Source organism: Ligilactobacillus ruminis DSM 20403 = NBRC 102161, assembly GCF_900113455.1.
In the GTDB taxonomy this organism is placed as follows: Bacteria; Bacillota; Bacilli; order Lactobacillales; family Lactobacillaceae; genus Ligilactobacillus; species Ligilactobacillus ruminis.
This window is the reverse complement of record NZ_FOPI01000022.1, coordinates 7,699-26,133: the sequence shown is the minus strand read 5'-3', so window position 1 is coordinate 26,133 and position 18,435 is coordinate 7,699. Positions and strand designations below refer to the sequence as shown.

18 protein-coding genes are annotated in these 18,435 nt (G+C 44.6%); 12 read left to right on the top strand and 6 right to left on the bottom strand.

Annotated elements, in window-relative coordinates; genetic code table 11:
- Positions 1 to 168 precede the first annotated feature (168 nt).
- Together BMZ95_RS07340 and BMZ95_RS07335 are read left to right on the top strand one after the other, a co-directional pair.
- Positions 169 to 1,797 carry a peptide ABC transporter substrate-binding protein gene (locus tag BMZ95_RS07340; RefSeq protein ID WP_014072788.1) on the top strand — a complete coding sequence of 543 codons (1,629 nt, stop codon included), beginning with the start codon at positions 169 to 171 and terminating at the stop codon, positions 1,795 to 1,797.
- A 173-nt stretch (positions 1,798 to 1,970) separates the two neighbouring features.
- Positions 1,971 to 3,359, top strand: a complete 1,389-nt coding sequence (locus tag BMZ95_RS07335; protein ID WP_014072789.1) for an amino acid permease — start codon at positions 1,971 to 1,973, stop codon at positions 3,357 to 3,359.
- A gap of 319 nt (positions 3,360 to 3,678) precedes the next feature.
- Here BMZ95_RS07335 and BMZ95_RS07330 read toward each other — a convergent pair whose 3' ends face one another.
- From BMZ95_RS07330 to BMZ95_RS07315, 3 genes are all read right to left on the bottom strand, one after another.
- Positions 3,679 to 4,863, bottom strand: a complete 1,185-nt coding sequence (locus tag BMZ95_RS07330; protein ID WP_046922042.1) for a cation:proton antiporter — start codon at positions 4,861 to 4,863, stop codon at positions 3,679 to 3,681.
- Positions 4,864 to 5,262: 399 nt separating this feature from the next.
- Positions 5,263 to 5,490: a hypothetical protein gene (locus BMZ95_RS11505; protein WP_225354904.1), complete on the bottom strand. Its 228-nt coding sequence runs from the start codon at positions 5,488 to 5,490 to the stop codon at positions 5,263 to 5,265.
- A gap of 145 nt (positions 5,491 to 5,635) precedes the next feature.
- Positions 5,636 to 5,803, bottom strand: coding sequence for a hypothetical protein (locus BMZ95_RS07315; protein ID WP_003697867.1), 168 nt, complete (start codon positions 5,801 to 5,803; stop codon positions 5,636 to 5,638).
- 145 nt (positions 5,804 to 5,948) lie between these two features.
- Between BMZ95_RS07315 and BMZ95_RS07310 the strand changes: the two genes are divergently transcribed.
- From BMZ95_RS07310 to BMZ95_RS07290, 5 genes are all read left to right on the top strand, one after another.
- Positions 5,949 to 6,518 carry a guanylate kinase gene (locus BMZ95_RS07310; protein ID WP_046922045.1) on the top strand — a complete coding sequence of 190 codons (570 nt, stop codon included), beginning with the start codon at positions 5,949 to 5,951 and terminating at the stop codon, positions 6,516 to 6,518.
- A gap of 165 nt (positions 6,519 to 6,683) precedes the next feature.
- Positions 6,684 to 7,115, top strand: coding sequence for a Fur family transcriptional regulator (locus BMZ95_RS07305; RefSeq protein WP_046922046.1), 432 nt, complete (start codon positions 6,684 to 6,686; stop codon positions 7,113 to 7,115).
- A gap of 73 nt (positions 7,116 to 7,188) precedes the next feature.
- Positions 7,189 to 7,590: a hypothetical protein gene (locus tag BMZ95_RS07300; RefSeq protein WP_046922047.1), complete on the top strand. Its 402-nt coding sequence runs from the start codon at positions 7,189 to 7,191 to the stop codon at positions 7,588 to 7,590.
- 3 nt (positions 7,591 to 7,593) lie between these two features.
- Positions 7,594 to 8,520, top strand: coding sequence for a DUF6681 family protein (locus tag BMZ95_RS07295; protein ID WP_046922048.1), 927 nt, complete (start codon positions 7,594 to 7,596; stop codon positions 8,518 to 8,520).
- Positions 8,521 to 8,820: 300 nt separating this feature from the next.
- Positions 8,821 to 9,219 (top strand): GNAT family N-acetyltransferase, encoded by a 399-nt coding sequence (locus BMZ95_RS07290; protein ID WP_014072795.1) that lies wholly within the window; start codon positions 8,821 to 8,823, stop codon positions 9,217 to 9,219.
- Between the two features lie 51 nt (positions 9,220 to 9,270).
- Here BMZ95_RS07290 and hflX read toward each other — a convergent pair whose 3' ends face one another.
- Positions 9,271 to 10,530, bottom strand: coding sequence for a GTPase HflX (hflX, locus tag BMZ95_RS07285; protein WP_014072796.1), 1,260 nt, complete (start codon positions 10,528 to 10,530; stop codon positions 9,271 to 9,273).
- 382 nt (positions 10,531 to 10,912) lie between these two features.
- Here hflX and BMZ95_RS07280 point away from each other — a divergent pair, with 382 nt between their 5' ends.
- The 5 genes from BMZ95_RS07280 to BMZ95_RS07260 all read left to right on the top strand — a co-directional run bounded on the left by BMZ95_RS07280 (position 10,913) and on the right by BMZ95_RS07260 (position 16,692).
- A complete protein-coding gene (locus tag BMZ95_RS07280) occupies positions 10,913 to 12,541 on the top strand; it encodes a peptide ABC transporter substrate-binding protein (RefSeq protein WP_046922049.1) in 1,629 nt (542 codons plus the stop codon).
- A 144-nt stretch (positions 12,542 to 12,685) separates the two neighbouring features.
- Positions 12,686 to 13,615 carry an oligopeptide ABC transporter permease gene (gene opp3b, locus BMZ95_RS07275; protein ID WP_003697876.1) on the top strand — a complete coding sequence of 310 codons (930 nt, stop codon included), beginning with the start codon at positions 12,686 to 12,688 and terminating at the stop codon, positions 13,613 to 13,615.
- Between the two features lie 3 nt (positions 13,616 to 13,618).
- Positions 13,619 to 14,662 (top strand): ABC transporter permease, encoded by a 1,044-nt coding sequence (locus BMZ95_RS07270; RefSeq protein WP_003695614.1) that lies wholly within the window; start codon positions 13,619 to 13,621, stop codon positions 14,660 to 14,662.
- Positions 14,663 to 14,671: 9 nt separating this feature from the next.
- Complete coding sequence (locus tag BMZ95_RS07265) at positions 14,672 to 15,712, top strand: ABC transporter ATP-binding protein (protein ID WP_014072798.1); 1,041 nt, start codon at positions 14,672 to 14,674, stop codon at positions 15,710 to 15,712.
- A 23-nt stretch (positions 15,713 to 15,735) separates the two neighbouring features.
- Complete coding sequence (locus BMZ95_RS07260) at positions 15,736 to 16,692, top strand: ABC transporter ATP-binding protein (protein ID WP_003695611.1); 957 nt, start codon at positions 15,736 to 15,738, stop codon at positions 16,690 to 16,692.
- Between the two features lie 159 nt (positions 16,693 to 16,851).
- Here the strand turns inward: BMZ95_RS07260 and BMZ95_RS07255 are convergent, their stop codons facing one another.
- A complete protein-coding gene (locus BMZ95_RS07255; protein ID WP_014072799.1) occupies positions 16,852 to 17,619 on the bottom strand; it encodes an ABC transporter permease in 768 nt (255 codons plus the stop codon).
- Positions 17,609 to 18,238, bottom strand: a complete 630-nt coding sequence (locus BMZ95_RS07250; protein WP_046922050.1) for an ABC transporter ATP-binding protein — start codon at positions 18,236 to 18,238, stop codon at positions 17,609 to 17,611. Before BMZ95_RS07250 ends, BMZ95_RS07255 begins: the two co-directional genes overlap by 11 nt.
- Positions 18,239 to 18,435 lie beyond the last annotated feature (197 nt).

Here is an 18,435-nt window from a genome sequence, read left to right as displayed (position 1 = left end):
TTTTACGCTCGGCAAATTATAACTATTGTGACAAGTATAAGCACAGATTGCAGATAGAGAAATGTTTTCAAGATTTGATTGAACTGAAAAGAAAAGTGGTCTAAAATTACAGTTATATTAGCATAGCGGATAAAGAAATCGCTTTAACGACAGCAGGGGGGACGTTTTATGAAAGCACGAAAAATTTTTGTGATTACTATAAGTCTTGTCAGCAGCATCTTGTCTGTCGGATGTTCGAGCCATCAGACAAAAAAAACGCATGAAAAGCCTGTCAAAAAAGAGATCGTCATGAGAATCCGTGACAAGATCAAGACGCTTGACACTGCCATGAGTCTTGATTCCAACAGCCTTGTGATCAATCAAAACGTTTTTGAAGGATTGTATCGCTATGATAAAGAAGGTCACCTGGTCCTGGCCGGAGCAGAAAGCGAAAAAACAGAAGATGAAGGGAGGGTCCACGTCTACAGACTAAGAAAAGATTCCAAGTGGTCAAACGGTGATCCGGTGGTGGCACAAGACTATGTCTATGCCTGGAAGAAGCTGTTTTCGCCTAAAAATGACACGTCCAACTGGACGAATCTTTTGATTTTGAAAAATGCAGAGGAGATTCACGAAGGCAGGAAAGATTTGGCAAGTCTTGGTGTCCAGGCGCTTGATGATCATACTTTGAGAGTCGAACTCAGAGCAAATGCGCCTTATTATAAGGAAATTTTGGCCATTTCGGCAACGTATCCGCAAAATCATGCAATCGCGGAAAAGTACGGCGATGACTACGGAAAGACATCCGAAAGTACTGTATTTAACGGGCCGTTTACGGTCAAGGGACTGGAACGGGGCAGCCATAAATGGGAACTGATCAAGAATAAAAACTATTGGGGCAAAAAAGACGTCAAGGTCAAGAAGTTTAAATACGTCGTTGAAAAAAACAAAGAAAAGGCTCAGAAAAATTTCTTCAAGGGAAAATTCGACTATGCTCGCATTGGCTGCTTCTATGACAAAAAGCTTGCTTCAAAAAGAGGATTTCACCATCGACGGATACCGGAAATTTCGATAATCTGTTTCAATCAGAAACGACAGGTGACGGGAAACGTTCATTTCAGGCGGGCCGTGACTTACGCGATTGATCGCAGAAAAATTGCCGCAACAAAAGGATTTCATGGTCAGGCGCTTTACGGCATCGTTCCGGCCGATTATTCATACAGTCCGGAAAATGACGTGGATTATCGCAAGGAGGCCGGCAAGATTGTTGACCTGAACAAAACAAAGGCTAAAAGCGAGTGGGAACAAGCCAAAAAAGAAATCGGGAAGAATCAAGTCGAAATGACGCTGACGCTCAACGACAGTCACGATTGCTTGAAAATCGGCAAAATCATCAGGAACAATCTTGAAAAGACTCTGCCCGGATTACACATCAGACTCAAGTCGGTTGCCGTCAACGACAAATTGACGCAGGCAATCGATTATGATTACGACATGTGTTATCGAACCTGGCAGCCGAGATACGTTGATTCAATGGCTTTTGCCATTAACGGTGGAATCGAACATATCAAAGACGACTACGATAATCCGAACTACTGGAACAATCTTGAAAAGGCCCTGGTTACGAATGCGAACGAATTCAGCAAGAGAAGACAGTACTTGATCGCGGCTGAAAAAGATCTGATTGAAAAGGATGCTTTCGTAGCACCGCTTTGTCAGCAGGAAAACGGATATTTGCTTAATCCAAAGCTGCAAGACGTCGTGTTCGTCCCCTATGGTTCAGACTATATTTTAAGAGACTGCCGGTTAAAAAAATAGTCCTCTTTTTCAATTATTAGACGAGACAAGAAAATTTTTCTCATTTTTAAACGCTGATATGACAAGGAATGATGGATGTGGAAGGGCATACATTCTAAGATTTTCTAATTGACATCTAATCCTGAAATAAGTATTATTTGTAGATGAAACAATTTTTATCAGGAGGCCCTTTTATGAATTTTAAAGAGAGAGTTTTTAGAAAAGAGAGCCTGGCACGTTACCTTGACTCGGACAAAAAGTTCTCCAAGCAGCTTGGAGCTTTTGATTTGATCGCAATGGGAATCGGCATCGTAATCGGGACCGGGATTTTTATTCTTCCCGGAACGGTTGCAGCCATGCACAGCGGTCCTGCAATCATTTTATCTTTTGTCGTTGCTGCAGTGGTTTGTTCGCTTGCGGCCATGTGCTACGCTGAATTTTCTTCTGCTCTGCCGGTTGCGGGTTCCGCATATTCTTTTGGGAACGTCGTTTTCGGCGAGATTGTCGGTTGGTTTTTGGGATGGGCCTTGATCTTGGAATACATGCTCGCCGTTGCGGCAACCTCTACTGGATTTTCCGCATATATGAGATCATTGTTCGAAGGATTCGGAATCAATCTTCCAAAGGCAATCAGCGGTCCGTTTGATCCCTCAAAGGGGACCTATGTCAACTTGATTTCGATTTTGATCGTCTTGTTCATTTCTTTGATTTTGTCGCGAGGCGTCAGAACTTCAATGACGGTCAACAGCATTATGGTTTTCGTCAAAGTTACAATCATCATTGCGTTCATTGCAGTCGGATGTTTTTACGTCAAGCCGTCAAATTGGCATCCGTTCATGCCGTTTGGCTTTGGCGGCGTAATGGCCGGAGCGGCTCAAGTCTTTTTCGCCTATCTTGGTTTTGATGCTGTTGCCGCATCGGCAGCCGAAGTTAAAAATCCGTCGCGCAACATGCCGCGCGGGATTATCGGCACGCTGATGATCTGCACCGTGCTCTATATGCTCGTTTCGGTTGTTTTGACGGGGATGGTTTCTTACAAGAAACTTGACGTGGCGGATCCCGTTGCTTTTGCGCTTCATGCCGTCAATCAAAACTGGTTTGCCGGTGTTCTTTCCGTTGGTGCTTTGGCCGGGATGTTTACGATGATGGTTTCGATGATTTTCAGTTCTTCAAGGCTGATCTACTCAATCGGGCGCGATGGACTGCTGCCAAAGTTTCTCGGCAAAATCAACGAGAAGACCAAAACGCCGGAACACAGCATGGCTGCGGTAACGATCATTATTGCTTTGATGGGCGGATTCGTTTCGCTGGATCAGTTGACCAATCTGGTTAATATCGGCACGCTGTTGGCATTTACGTTCGTTTCGCTCGGCATCATCCCGCTTCGACGCCGTCAGGATTTGCAAAACGATGGTTTCAAGGTACCGTTTTATCCCGTGCTTCCGATTTTGTCCGCAGTTCTTTGCGTCGTGATGCTTCTGCAGCTTTCTGCAGAAACATGGATTGCATCCGGCATTTGGTTTGCGATCGGGATGGTAATCTACTTCGGATACGGTATCAGGCACAGCAAGCTGGCTTCATGATGATTTGGAATAAGATAAGATGTTCTGAAAAAAACTATGCCTCAAACTAAAAAACCGGATGACTTGTTGATTCAAGTCATCCGGTTTTTTGCGTATGCCCTGTTATGATGGAAACGTCAAAAGGAGTCGAGGGCCGCATTTTACGGGCAGATTTCAAAAAAAGCCATTTTGCCCGTAACCGGGGACTGCCTTTTACGGGCAAATCCCAGGAAACGGCATTTTGCCCGTAAATGCTCGCGGAATCGCCCTGTCTCATTGTGCAATCAGACAATCAAAACAAGCGCCCCGCTTCTTAATTAGCATCAGGCGCTTGTTTTGACTAAGCTTTTTTTTCTTTAAGAGCCTTCTTTTGTGCCATGACTGAATGCTTCAGCATGAACGGAGCAATCACCGTGGTCAGAATGATGACGATGATCACGCCGGAGTAGAAGTCGCTCGAAAGCAATTTTGCCTCGTATCCGACTTGGGCGATGATCAGAGCCATTTCACCGCGAGAAACCATTCCGGCACCGATGATGTCTGCGGAACGCATGCTCATGCCAAGGATTTTTGCGCCAAAGCCGCAACCGATCCACTTGGTCAGCAATGCCAAAATCGTCAGCGGGATAATGAAAATCAGATCTTTAAAGAAACCGTCAAACGTCATGTTGAGTCCGATGCTGACGAAGAACATCGGGATGAACACCGCATACCCGATCGGTTCGATGTTCGAGTCGATTTCTTTTTTGCAAGGCGTCTGTGCAACCGCAACGCCGGCAAAGAATGCGCCGACAACGTTGCTCAAGCCGACTTCTTCTGCAAGATAGGACATGCCCATGCAGATAAAGACCGACATCAGAACCACTGAAGACGGAATCGAGAGTTTTTCTGCGATGCTCATGAGGAACGGAGCAATGTATTTGAACAACAGATAGATTCCTGCAAAATACAGTGCCTGAAGCACCAACGAGAGTCCGATGTTCGACTGGACGTGCCCGCCCGATTTGGCTGCAACGTCGCTGAAGATGCTGACGAGCACGCTTAAAATCAGGACGGCCAGAATATCATCGATGACGGCCGCTCCAAGAATGGTAGTACCTTCCTTAGAGTCGAGAAAATGCAATTCTTTAAGAACCTCAACTGAAATTGAGACTGAAGTTGCAGCAAACGTCACGCCCAAAAAGATGGCCTGTTCATTTGAAAAGGAAAAGAGCTTCCCAAACAGGAAAACCAGGCCGACGGGAACGATGACGCCGCAGACCGCAACGGAAAATGCAGGCTTTAAATATTTTTTGAGCAGTTCCAAATCACTTTCAAGTCCGGCGATAAACATTAAAATGATCACGCCAATTTCAGAGAAGGTATGAACGAAAGAATTGTTGGTGACCAGACCCAGGACGGCAGGCCCCAAGACGATGCCGACGAGCAATTCGCCGATGACGGCCGGCATGCCGACCCTGCGGCTGAAGTGGCCGGCCAATGCTGTGGTGATTAAAACGAGACTGAGTGTCCCTAAATATGACATAGATTCATTCTTCCTTCCTGCCAAAATTCAAAAAAAGACCAACTATAAAAATTATATATGGCCATTATACCCAAATTGTGATCTCTTTAGCAAGATATTGCGGAAGAGAATCGGGGGATGAAAAGGTCCTTAGAATCTTGGGAGTCGCCCGATTTGATCCTGCGAGTCAGGAAAATGCAGTGCCCGGACTCAAAAATAGTTGCCGCTTGCCTTTGCATTTTTCATTTACGAACGACCTTGGAACATCGGCTTCTGCATTTGACAGCAAAAAAGAGGATGGGAAAAAAGTCTCTTTTCCCTTTGAGTTAAACGAAAAGCCGAACGAAGGAGGTCGGGTTGCGACTGACTTTGTCTGGCATTTTTAAATGCAGTGCTGCTCGACCGATCTTAGCCAAGATCTTACGCAATTTTACGGACAAACAGCCATTTTTCAGCGATTTGTCCGTAAAACCGAGTTCGAAACGGCTGAATTTTTACGGACAAACGGTTATTTTCGCCTATTTTGTCCGTAATCGTCATTTTTCGAGCAGGTCGTTTACGGACAGAAGACCCATTTTCATTGATGTGTCCGTAAACGTCAGTGATTTTGCCAAATGCAGCGCCTGATAAATCAGCGCGCCAAACTATTTTTGGTTATTTTCATCATAGCAATCAATCGTCCTTCAGTCCTGCATACGAAAAAAACGGATCATATTTGCAATTGATTGCAAATATGATCCGGCTTCTCGATTTGAGACAGAGTTTTTTTCCCAGCCTCCTGCTTCAGAAGTTGTCAGAATTTGACGTTTTTATCGATTTTAGACAGTGCAAAAAGTGCATCTTGGATCGTAATGCCGGATGCTTCAAATTTAGGGTTATCATTTGAGCGGGCAATAAAGAGTTGACTTTTCATGTCTAAAGAAATTGAATAGTTGGTTTTTGAAAATTGACCAAACTTCATAACTTTGCCCTCCATTTCATAGTAAAATTAGATTAGGAAGTGAATCAAAAAATATGAATTCGTTTACAACCTAATGAAACAAGTATACTATGTAAGCGCCTTTTATGCAAACAATATGCTTATTGACATATTTGGAGGAAAAACAATGGAGAACAAAGTAATTGTTTTATGCGGTGCTCCGGGCAGCGGCAAAACGACCGTCCGCAAATATCTGACGGAAAATTTTGCAATCGAACCGGTTTTGACGCATACGACCAGGCCAAAACGGAAGGGTGAGCACGACGGAATCGACTACTGGTTTGAAACGCGTGAAACTTTTTTTAAAAATCACTATTTGGAATATGTCGAATATGACGGCAATCTGTACGGATCGTCTTATGAAAGTTTGGAACGCGCCTGGCAAAAGGCTCCGGTTGCGACGATCGTTCTTGATACAAAGGGTGCAGAAACGTACCTGGAACGGATACCCGAAAAAACGGAGGTCGTCTATCTTTGCGTGACCGATGAAAAAGTTCAAAGAGAACGCATGGAGCAACGCGGAGACGATGCTGACAAAATACAGCGCAGGCTTGCTTCGCAGGAAGCAAAGCGCGACAAGCACTTGCCCGACAAGCTTGTTAAGCATGTGCATGTCATCGAAAACGATGACTGGGAAGAAACCAAGGTCAAAATCCAGACTCTGCTACAAATGTTGGGAATCGAAACAACTTGTTGATTTTTGCGGATTTGGACAAGATTTTGAAGTCGTCTGCTTCAATGCGGAAATTTTGAGCAAGCTGATTTACTTGTCTGGCCAGATGAATTATAATAATTAGTAATTATTACGATTTAATCAAAACGGCAAAATACGGCCGGACATTGTCAAAATGGAGGAAAAAGCATGATCGATCAAGCTCTTCAATTGCTTAAAAGCCACAATTACAAAATTACGAAGCAAAGAAGAACCATGTTGGAATATTTGAGTGGATTTCGCGAAAATTACGTCAACGTCACGAAAATCGATGAGCATATGCGCGAATTGTTTCCCGGCATCAGTCATGATACGGTCTATCGCAATATTCGCGAATTTGCCGAAATCGGCATTCTTGAAACAAAAAGCCGCCCCAACGGAACCTGTGTAAAATATCAATGCGATTTCAATCAGATGCATCATCACCACTTCGTTTGTCGCAAATGCGGACGCGTTCAGGAAATCAAGATATGTCCGCTCGATTTTCAAAAACAACTGCCGGGATGCGTGATCGAGGATCATCGTTTCGAATTGACGGGACTGTGTTCCGAGTGTGCCGGGACGGAACGCAATTTTAAATAAACTTTAAGCCTGATTAGCCAGGAATTGTAGTAGGATAGGTAAATGGAAACAAACTAGAAATGAGGGTAACAAAATGGCAAAACGAACACCGCCATTGTTGACGCCGTTTGCAATCATGTCAATCGTGCTGGCGCTCGGCGCAACAAACGTGGCAGTCAACGAGGTTACGCATACGTCAGAAGGGCGTGCGCGCGTTTCAACGGTCTCAAGTTCATCTTCCAGCGTCGAAAGCGTCTCACAATCGTCGGAAAGCAGACCTGAGCCGGATCGAAAAGATGAAAGTTCTTCTTCGTCAGAACAGCAAAGTTCTGCAGAAAGTACGACGCAGGAAAGCACGGCTTCAAACCAGGAAAGTTCAAGTTCAGAGACGAAAAAAGAAAGCTCAAGCTCCTCGTCTTCATCAAGCAGCAGCTCGAGCTCGTCTTCGTCAAGCTCGTCTGCGACAGACAACCAAGACGATGAAGGGGGTGAATAAACGATGTTCAGCATTCTTGGAATAATCAACAGCTATATCGGATATTTCAGCATGAACGCCAAGCTGAAGAGTCAAGTTTACACGGCTTTGGGAACTTTGGGCAACTTCTATCTATTATATGTTGCTTACCGTTTCTTTGTGAACGGCTTTTATCTGCGCGGCTTTCTTTATATTCTGGCCTTTTTCGTCCTGGCCTATTTCGCTTATTTGAACATTCTTTATTATTTTACGAAAGACAAGTCTTCAAAGTACGACATTACGCCAAAAATCGAGCAGCTTCTCGGAATCAAGGCAAAAGACCATCTGGCGGAATACGAAAAGCGCAAGAATCAGGCACCGGGCTATGTTCAAACGAACGGCATTTTCAAGGATGAGGAGTTTCTCCCGTCCGTTGTCACGACAAATGCCGAGCAAAAAGCAAATATTCAGGCTTTGGTCAAGGATCTGGCGAATGTCGGATACCTTGATTTGAACTATGGCGGCATGGCAGAAGATGAAATGCTGGCAATCGTCAGGGAAGGTTCTGCAACGAGTTTTCAAGCCTTGGCCGAACCGGTCGCTTTGCCGTATTTCGAGCTGGTCGAACGTGCCGGTCGCATGTTTATTTACGGTGGTACCAATCAGATGGAAGCAAAGCCGCTTGGCGAAGTCAAAACGATCGGTCTTCTGAGTGCCAGGGAAGCTGCCAAACGCTACAAGCTTTCCGTTGCAACGGCATGTTTGACCAAGGGACCTTACAAGGTTGCCGGTCGCTCCAGCATGTTGGAAAAGGATGCCGAGTTTGAGCTTGACGTTCAGATTGCCTATCGTGATCCTGAAAAAGAACTTGCGGAAAAGAAAAAAAGAGAAGAAGCGGAAAAAACTTCAGAAACTATGACCGTTTCCGACGTGCCGCATCATTTGAGCAGAAAAGACAAGTGGAATCACTAATAAATGTCCTAAGGCATGCAGGATTTTGCAAAATGCAGAGTTCCGTATGCTTTTTTGTTTTGCTGATGCGGATCAATGCGCTGCATTTGACAAAAAAGCGTGTTTCAAAACGGTTGAACCGACAATTGCTGCTGGAGTTTTCAATCTAATTATATAAGGTATAGTCTCTTAAGTTTTTTTTATAAAACTGGACGATATCTAGAAAAATGCTTGAAATATCGCAATGTATAAAATATAATGTAATTGTCTATTTTATAATCTTTTTTTAATATAAGGTAAATTTGGAGGGGAGTTGGTTTCATGGAGCTGGTGGTGAATCCAAAGATTAACAAAAACGAATTGATTGAGCTTTATAAGTCCGTTGGCTGGACTGCCGACGTGAACAACATCGACAATCTTCGCAAAGGTATGAAAAAATCTTATGTGATTGCAGCGTATGAGGACAAGAAACTGATCGGGCTTGTTCGGGCCTTAAGCGACTACGCAACGGTTGTTTATGTTCAGGATCTGCTCGTTGCATCGGATTATCAGGGCAAGCGCGTAGGGAAGAGCCTGATGCATCATTTGCTGAATTATTTCGGATCGGTCGGCCAAATTATCGTGACGGCCAAGAATGACGAGCGAATCGGCAAGTTTTTCCGCTATTTGAATTTCAAAGAAGAAAGCAAGAACACTTACGAAATTGATCGAAGAGACTAAAAAATGCAGAGCTGACATTGACGTGTCAACTCTGCATCTTTCATTTGCCGACTAGTGCATTTCAAAGCGGCTGAGTCTGCTGTGAAGTTCCGGCGAGACGTTTGCGGAAATGACGGTACCGTCTTCTTCATAAGTCGTTTCCAAAACGGTGCCGCGGACGTTCAGTTCGTCAAGATACCGTCCTTCGGAAAACGGAATTTTGAACGTAACGATGCGATCGTCTTTGAAGATGTTTTCTTTGATCAGTTCGACGATTTTTTCGATTGAGGCAGGATCTTTGGCAGAATACGTGATTTGATTTCCGAGAATTTCAGGATACGGAGCTTCGGTCAAATCTGCCTTGTTGAAGGCGTAAATCATCGGGATGTTTTCAACGCCGATTTCCTTGAGCGTCGTTTCCGTCGTTTTGATCATGTCGCAATAGTTCGGATCGGAAACGTCGATGACCTGAACGAGCAGGTCGGCTTTGGCTGCTTCGGAAAGGGTCGATTTGAACGCTTGGACTAGCTGGTGCGGCAAGTGCGAAACGAAGCCGACGGTGTCGCTGATCAAAAAATCCTTGTTGTCTTTGAAATGCAGTCTGCGAACCGAGGTGTCAAGCGTGGCAAAAAGCATATCCTTTTCAAAAACCTGTTTGTCGTCGTCCTTTCCGCAGACCCTGAGAAGACCGTTCATAGTCGTTGATTTGCCGGCATTCGTATAGCCGACGAGAGCGACCGATCTCAAACCGCTTGCGTCGCGCTGTTTGCGCGTGACGTTTTGTTTTTCTTCGATGTCCTTCAGCTCTTTTTTCAGGATGCTGATGCGTTTGCCGATGACGCGCCTGTCTTTTTCGAGCTTGGTTTCACCGCCGCCGCGACTGTTGAATGAACCGCCGCCGCCACCGGTCTGCTGATCAAGCTTGACTTTGTCGTTGTCAGTGTGAAGTCTCGGCAGGCTGATGCGCAGCTGGGCAATCTGAACCTGAAGCTTGGCTTCTTTTGAGCGTGCTCTTGATGCGAATATTTCAAGAATCAGCGCTGTTCGATCGATGATTTTCATGTCGGTCAGGTCACCGAGATTTCTGATCTGCATAGGCGTGAGTTCGTCGTTGACGATTAAAATCTTGGCATCATGAATCTTTCCCTGGGTTTTAATTTCTTCTGCTTTTCCGCGTCCGACGTATGATGCGGAAACGGGTCGCTCAAGTTTTTGAATGACCGTGTTCTTGACTTCCATGTCGCAGGCTTCGGCAAGGTTTGCAAGCTCCTGCATGGTGTAGTCAAAGTCCGGCTGATTCAAATCGGCGCCGCAGATTATTACAGGTGTCATCTAATCCCTCGCTTTCTTAGCGTAAAATTGTCTTTATTATAGCATTGCGGCATTTCATCGTTAAGAATAATGCTTTGAATTCTTAGAAAAATACAGGGTGTAAACGCTTCTTTGAGCTTTTGGAAAGATTACTCATTAAAGCAATTTTTTAAAAATTATTAGATTGATTTAAGGGGCGCAATCTTGATATGTCGGCAAAAGACGATAAAATTGTTAATTTTTTTAAAAGCCCGTCACGGCAACGATTAAGAATATTTTTGGACAGAAATATATTGGAAAATTAGATTTGGCACTTGAATTTAATACGGTTATCATATAAAATTTAATCAACTGTAAAAAGACATTTTGAAATTATCTGACATTATTAAGGAGTTGTTAAGATATGAAATTAGCAAAAGTTGCAGCTGCAGGCTCTGTTGCTGCCTTGTGTGCTTTGATGCTTGGCGCTTGCGGTTCCAAAGCAAGCGATTCAGCTTCAAAGCAGGTTTTGAATTGGAACGAATCTGCTGAATTGCCGACAATGGATCTTTCCAAGGCGACTGACGTTGTCAGTTTCGATACGTTAAACAACACGATGGAAGGTCTTTATCGTTTGGGCAAGGATTCAAAGATCGAACCAGGTATTGCTACTAAGACAAAGGTTTCTTCGGACGGCTTGACATATACGTTTACCTTGCGCAAGGATGACAAGTGGTCAAACGGTGACAAGGTTACTGCCAAGGACTTTGTCTACTCATGGCGTCGTACGCTTGATCCTAAGACAAATTCGCAATATGCATATTTGTTTGAAGGAATCAAGAACGCAACTGACGTTATGAACGGCAAGAAGTCAACCAAGGAAGTCGGCGTCAAGGCTGACGGCGACTACAAGCTGGTCGTTACGTTGGACAAGCAGATTCCATACTTTAAGCTGTTGATGGGCTTCCCAGTGTTCTTCCCGCAAAATCAAAAGACTGTTGAAAAGTACGGTTCCAAGTACGGTACTGCTTCCAAGTACATGTGCTACGACGGTCCGTTCAATTTGACGAAGTGGACGGGTACGAACCTTTCCTGGTCTTTGAAGAAAAGCGACAATTACTGGGATAAGAAGAGCGTCAAGCTTGATGCTATCAACTTCAAGGTTAACAAGAGCAACTCAACGGCTTACAACCTGTATCAATCCGGCAAGCTTGATGCAACGAGCCTGAGTGCGGAACAAGCCAAGCAGTTGAAGGGTCAATCCGGATATACGGTTCGTCAGGCCGCTTCGGCATTCTATTTCCAGTACAACCAAACAAAGCCTGAATTCCAGAACAAGAAGATTCGTCAAGCAATCTCAATGGTCATTGACCGCAAGGAATTCGTAAACAAGGTTCTTGGCAACGGTTCAATTCCTGCGAAGGGTCTGGTCTCAAGCGGTCTTGCAACGCGCAATGGCAAAGATTTTGCTGATGCTTCCTACGTCAAGGACGGCGTAACCGTAAACATTGCAAAGGCCAAGAAACTCTGGGCTGAAGGTTTGAAGGAAATCGGCAAGGACAGCTTGACGTTCGGACTTTTGAGCGATGACACCGATATTGCAAAGAAGACGACTGAATTCATCCAAAGCGCGATTGAATCAAACTTGAAGGGTGCAAAGGTCGAATGTGCTAACGTTCCGTTCAAGACACGCCTGAACCGTACGAACCAGGGTCAGTTCGGCATCGTAATCTCAGCATGGGGTGCTGACTTCGCAGATCCGATTTCATTCCTTGACATGTTCACGTCAAACAACTCCTATAACGCAGGAAAATGGAAGAATGCTCAATACGATAATCTGATTGAAGCATCCAAGTCAACCGATGCTGGCAATGCCGCCAAGCGTTGGGACGATTTGGTGAATGCTGAAAAGATCCTTATCCAAGAACAAGGGATTTCTCCTTTGTATCAACAAGCAACGGCTTGGATGGTTAAGCCAAAGGTTAAGGGTGTAATTTACAACTCTGCAGGTGCAAATTACAACTTTAAGAATACTTACGTTTCAGGCAACTAATTCGATAGATTTATCATTTAAATAACTGTTGTTGGGGAAAGAATTTCGCTTTCCCCAATTGGTTTATTTTAAAGAGAAATGCGCAGATGCCTGTAATACGGGATTTTGACGTTTCTTAAAACAAAGATTGTGAGAGGATTTGTTATGAAAAAATACCTGGCAAAAAGGGTTTTCTATATGGCACTCACATTGTTCTTGGTAGCAACCATCACGTTCTTTTTGATGAAGCTGATGCCAGGGACGCCATATTCTAACCAAGAAAAAATGACACCTGAACAGATTCAGATCATGAACCAGCAATATGGCTTGGACAAACCTGTTTGGATGCAATATTTGATGTATCTTGGCGGAATGCTCCATGGGGACATGGGTACTTCTTTCCAATTCAGCAACCAACCAGTATCATACTTGATTGCAACTCGTATCGGGGCTTCTGCACAACTTGGTATTCAAGCAATGATTTTCGGCGTATTCTTCGGAATCATCTTGGGATCCATTGCTGCCATCAATCGCAACACGTGGGTTGATACGTTGGTCACAGTTCTGTCAATTATCGGCAAGTCCGTTCCAAACTTCGTTTTGGCCGTGCTTTTGCAATATTATATTGCCTTGAAACTCGGCATCTTACCGATTGCCGATTGGGGCGGGTTCTCATACACGATTTTGCCGACGATTGCGCTTGGCGTAGGTCCGTTGGCTGAAACCGCCCGTTTTATTCGAACCGGCATGGTTGACGTTTTGAATTCTGATTATATTGAGCTTGCACGTGCCAAAGGCTTGAGCAAGTTCCAAATTGTCTATCATCATGCGCTTCGCAACAGTTTGATCCCGCTCATTACCTTGATTGGACCATATACTGTTTCGTTGATGACCGGTTCCATGGTTATCGAAAACATCTTCTCGATTCCTGGTATCGGTGAACAATTCGTCAAGTCAATCACGACAAACGACTATCCAACGATCATGGGTGTTACGATGCTCTTCTCCGCAGGCTTGGTGGCAGTTATTCTATTGACCGACATCATCTACGGAATCATCGACCCGCGCATTCGTCTTGCTGGAAATGAGGATTAAGCTATGGAAGAAAATTTGAAGTTAGATCCGGAAGCAAAAGTTTCACCGGAAGATTTTCAAGCTTTGCCAAAAGAAGAAGAGCTTGATGCTGAAAAAATCGCGGCCCCATCCTTAACTTTCACACAGGATGCATGGCGTCGTCTTAAGAAAAACAAAGGTGCCGTTATTTCGCTTTTTGTCATTATCGTAATGATTGTTGTGGCTTTTGGTTCGACACCGTTCATTAATCATGATACTTTGGTCAAATCCGCGCCTAAGTATGCCAACCTGCCTGCCAAGATTCCTGGCGTAGACATCAATGGGTTTAACGGCAAGCTCAAGCAAGGCGGAGTTTGGGTTGACCAATACAAGGCAAACAATATTCCTGAAGGAACATACTTTGTTTTGGGGACTGATTATCTTGGTCACTCGCTTGCGCAACGTATCATCTATGGTACGAAAGTTTCGTTGATCGTTGCTTTGGTCGCAACGTTCTTTGACCTTACGATAGGGGTCTCGTATGGCATTGTCTCAGGCTGGAAAGGCGGGATGGTGGATAATGTCATGCAGCGTATTATTGAAATCATCTCGTCGATTCCAAGTCTTGTCATTGTCGTTTTGATGCTGCTCGTCTTCAAACCCGGCATGACGTCAATCATCTTGGCCATTGCCATTTCAAGTTGGACGACGATGGCCCGAATGATTCGAGCGGAGACGCTCCAGCTGAAGAGTCAGGAATATGTTTTGGCCGCAAGAACATTGGGAGAATCACCGATTAAGATTGCGATGAAACATTTGGTTCCGAACCTTTCAAGCATCATCATCATTCAGACGATGTACACGATTCCGAGTGCCATCTTCTTCGAAGCGTTCCTGAGTTTCATCGGTATCGGTATTTCTGCTCCTGAAACGTCTCTTGGGGTATTGCTCAACGATGGTCAAAAGAACTTCCAATTCCTGCCATACCAGATGTGGTATCCGGCAATCGTTCTTTGTGTATTGATGATTTCCTTTAACCTTTTAGGCGACGGTCTTCGCGATGCATTTGATCCAAAGACAAGAAGGTAGGTAATTAAGATGGGCGAAAGAATTTTAGACGTAAAGAACCTTAAAATTAATTTCCACACCTATGCTGGCGATGTAAAAGCCATTCGTGATGTCAGTTTCCACCTTGATAAAGGTGAAACGCTCGCCATCGTTGGTGAATCCGGCTCAGGCAAGTCCGTTACGACGAAGAGTCTGATGGGGCTTCTTGCCAACAACGCTGAAGTTGTCGGCGGCTCGATCATGTACCGCGGTGAAGATTTGCTGAAGAAGACCGAAAAGGAAATGCAAGAAATTCGCGGCAAGGACATTGCGATGATTTTCCAGGATCCGATGACGTCATTGGATCCGACGATGAAAATCGGTCGCCAGATTGCCGAACCGCTGATGATTCACAAAAATGTCGATAAGAAGAAGGCCTGGGCACAGGCTCTTGAGATTTTGAAGCTGGTCGGGATTGCAAATGCAGAAGAACGTATCAACGATTATCCTCATCAATTCTCAGGCGGCCAGCGTCAGCGTATCGTGATTGCGATTGCGCTCGTTTGCTATCCGGAAATTCTAATTGCTGATGAACCTACAACTGCTTTGGACGTTACGATTCAGGCTCAAATTCTGAATTTGATGAAAGAGCTTCAACAAAAAATTGAAACATCCATCATCTTCATCACCCATGACTTGGGCGTTGTTGCGGGGATGGCTGATCGCGTTGCCGTTATGTACGCCGGTCAAATCATCGAATACGGAACGGTTGATGAGATCTTCTACAATCCTAAGCATCCATATACATGGGGCTTGCTGAACTCAATGCCGACGCTTTCAAGTACAAAGCTTGAAGCAATCCCGGGCACTCCTCCCGACTTGCTTGATCCGCCTAAGGGCGATCCGTTTGCAGCTCGTAATCCGTATGCCATGAAGATTGATGCTGAAAAACAGCCACCATTCTTCAAGGTTTCTGATACGCACTATGCAGCAACATGGCTCTTGCACAAGGATGCGCCAAAGATTACGCCACCTGACGAAATCCTGCGTCGCCAAAAAATTTGGCAAGAAATGCAAGCAGCTGCTAAATAGTTACAAGGAAGGAAGAAAACCGTATGCCAGAACAAAAAAAGAAACTTCTCGAAGTCAAGCATTTGAAACAATACTTCGGAGTCGGCAAGGCAGATATGGTCAAAGCTGTCGATGATGTTACGTTTGACATCTACGAAGGCGAAACTTTTGGACTTGTTGGCGAATCCGGTTCAGGTAAGACAACTACCGGCCGAAGCATCATTCATCTTTATAATCCGACTGACGGTCAGATTATCTTTGACGGAAAAGACGTAAGCAAACTTAATTCAAAAGAAGATCATCTTAAATTCTGCCGTGACATGCAGATGATTTTCCAAGATCCTTATGCTTCTCTCAACCCCCGTATGACGGTTGAAGACATTATTGCAGAAGGTCTGGATATTCACGGTTTGGTCAAGACAAAAGAAGAACGTCGTGCCAAAGTTGAAGAATTGCTGGAAACGGTCGGCTTGAACAAAGATCACGCCAGCCGTTATCCGCATGAATTCTCAGGCGGTCAGCGTCAACGTATCGGCATTGCGCGTGCTTTGGCCGTTGAACCGCGCTTCATCATTGCCGATGAACCAATTTCTGCTTTGGACGTTTCCATCCAGGCCCAAGTTGTCAACCTGCTTAAAGATTTGCAGGAACAAAAAGGCTTGACGTATCTTTTCATTGCTCACGATCTATCGATGGTCAAGTATATTTCGGATCGCATCGGCGTTATGCACTTCGGTCGTCTGCTTGAAGTAGGACCGGCCGATGACGTGTATACGAAGCCGCTTCATGATTACACGGCAAGTTTGATTTCCGCCGTTCCGGTTCCTGACCCTGAATTTGAACGCAACCGCAAGCAGATTTTGTATGATGCATCGATCGAACAAGATGTTGAAGGCAAACCGGCCAAACTGCGTGAAATCACGCCTGGCCACTTCGTTCGCTGCCGTGAAGATCAAGTTGAAATGTATAAGGAACGTGCTGCTAAGTACGAACAAAAATAAATGAGGAGAGGCTGAAAAAACTCTGCCTCAAATAAAGAAACGGATGATTTGCAATTAGTTGCGAATCATCCGTTTTTTTGCGTATGTGTGACAATCGACTTCCATGATGGAGATAAGGAAAAAATAGTTTGTTTTCGTGCATCATCAGTCTCTTTTGTGCTAATCGATAATGATTTGAAACTCGTCATTGAAAAAGCGGCGATAGGCTATATATGACGAACAAACCGATGCCAGGCTGGTTGCCGAAAGCAGCATGAAGACGACCATGATTTGGTATTTGATAGCAAATACAGGATCGACTCCTGCAAAAATCAAACCTGACATCATTCCCGGAAGACTGACGATGCCGTACGTTTTGGCAGAATCAATCGTCGGCTGCATTCCGGTTTTGACGCACGTTTGAACAATGTTTGCGCATGCTTGAAACGGTTGAGCTCCGAGCGCAAGTTTTTCTTCGATTCGTTGATGCTCATCGTGGAATTTGGTTTTCATCTGCTTGTAACAAAGACCGATTGCCACCATCGAATTGCTGGCAATCATTCCGGAGATTGGAATGATCTGCGATGGAATAAACTTGATTGCGCCGCTCAGGACCAAACCTAAAAGAGTAATCGAAGTGCTCGTCAAAATGGAAATGAACGAAGGCCAAAAAAGCTTTGGGATGCCTTTGCCTCGATTTGCCGCATTGCGGGCGGCATTGAAAATGATTATCAGAATCATTGCGGCAGTTACAAGAATGTTGTTGAGCGAAAAGATGTATTTCAAAACGTAACCGACAATCGTCAGCTGCACGATTGCCCGAATGACGCTGACAATCATGTCCGATTCAAGCTTTAGCTTCTGTCGATTTGAGATGATCAGCGCAACGATAACTAAGACGGCGGCGTATGTCAGACTGAGATTATTAACGTGAACGCTATTGTTCAATGATTCGTCCCTCCTCAATATGGATGATTTGTTCTGCCTGGCGTAATTCGTCGGTGTCGTGCGTCACGGCGATAACGGTTCCGCCAGATTTTCTGTAAGAACTTATCAACATGTGGACAATTTTTTTATTATCCGCATCAAGCCCCGCCGTAACTTCGTCAAGCAGGAGAACCTTTGGTTTAAACATCAAGTTGCGAATCAATGCCACGCGCTGTTTTTCACCGCCGGAAAGATCAGCGATGGGCTTTTCCAAGTATGATGAGCTTAAGTTTACGCGCTCCAACAGTTCGATTTCGTGTTGGCGTTTCACTGGTTCTTTTCTGATCTCGAACGGGAAGTCAAGGTTATCAGCCACTGTATCTCCAAAAAGCACCGGTTGTTGAAAACAATACGAAACTTGCATTCGATATTTATCCACAGGTATTTTGGCAGCATCTTCTCCTTCAAAAATTAATTCACCTGTGGATTGCGTCAGCATGCGCGCACAAATTTTCAAAATCGTACTTTTTCCCGATCCTGATGGACCACTGAGCGTGATGAAGCTGTTTTGCGGAACGTTCAAGCTGATATTGGCCAAGATATTTTGGAATGAAATATTTTTTAGTGATAAGATATCCATGCTGAAGCCTCCCTTATGCCTAATTATAGTACATTTAGAAAGCTCTTTTCATCAACTACCACCGATTAAAATCGGTGGCTTGTAGCTCACAAGCCTAACGGCTTAGAAGTAGTAACGCACTAACGTGCTTCTTCACGATGTGGCTACATCATCGGGTGGTTGACGACACACCCGTTTAGCCAACGAGATTTACTCAC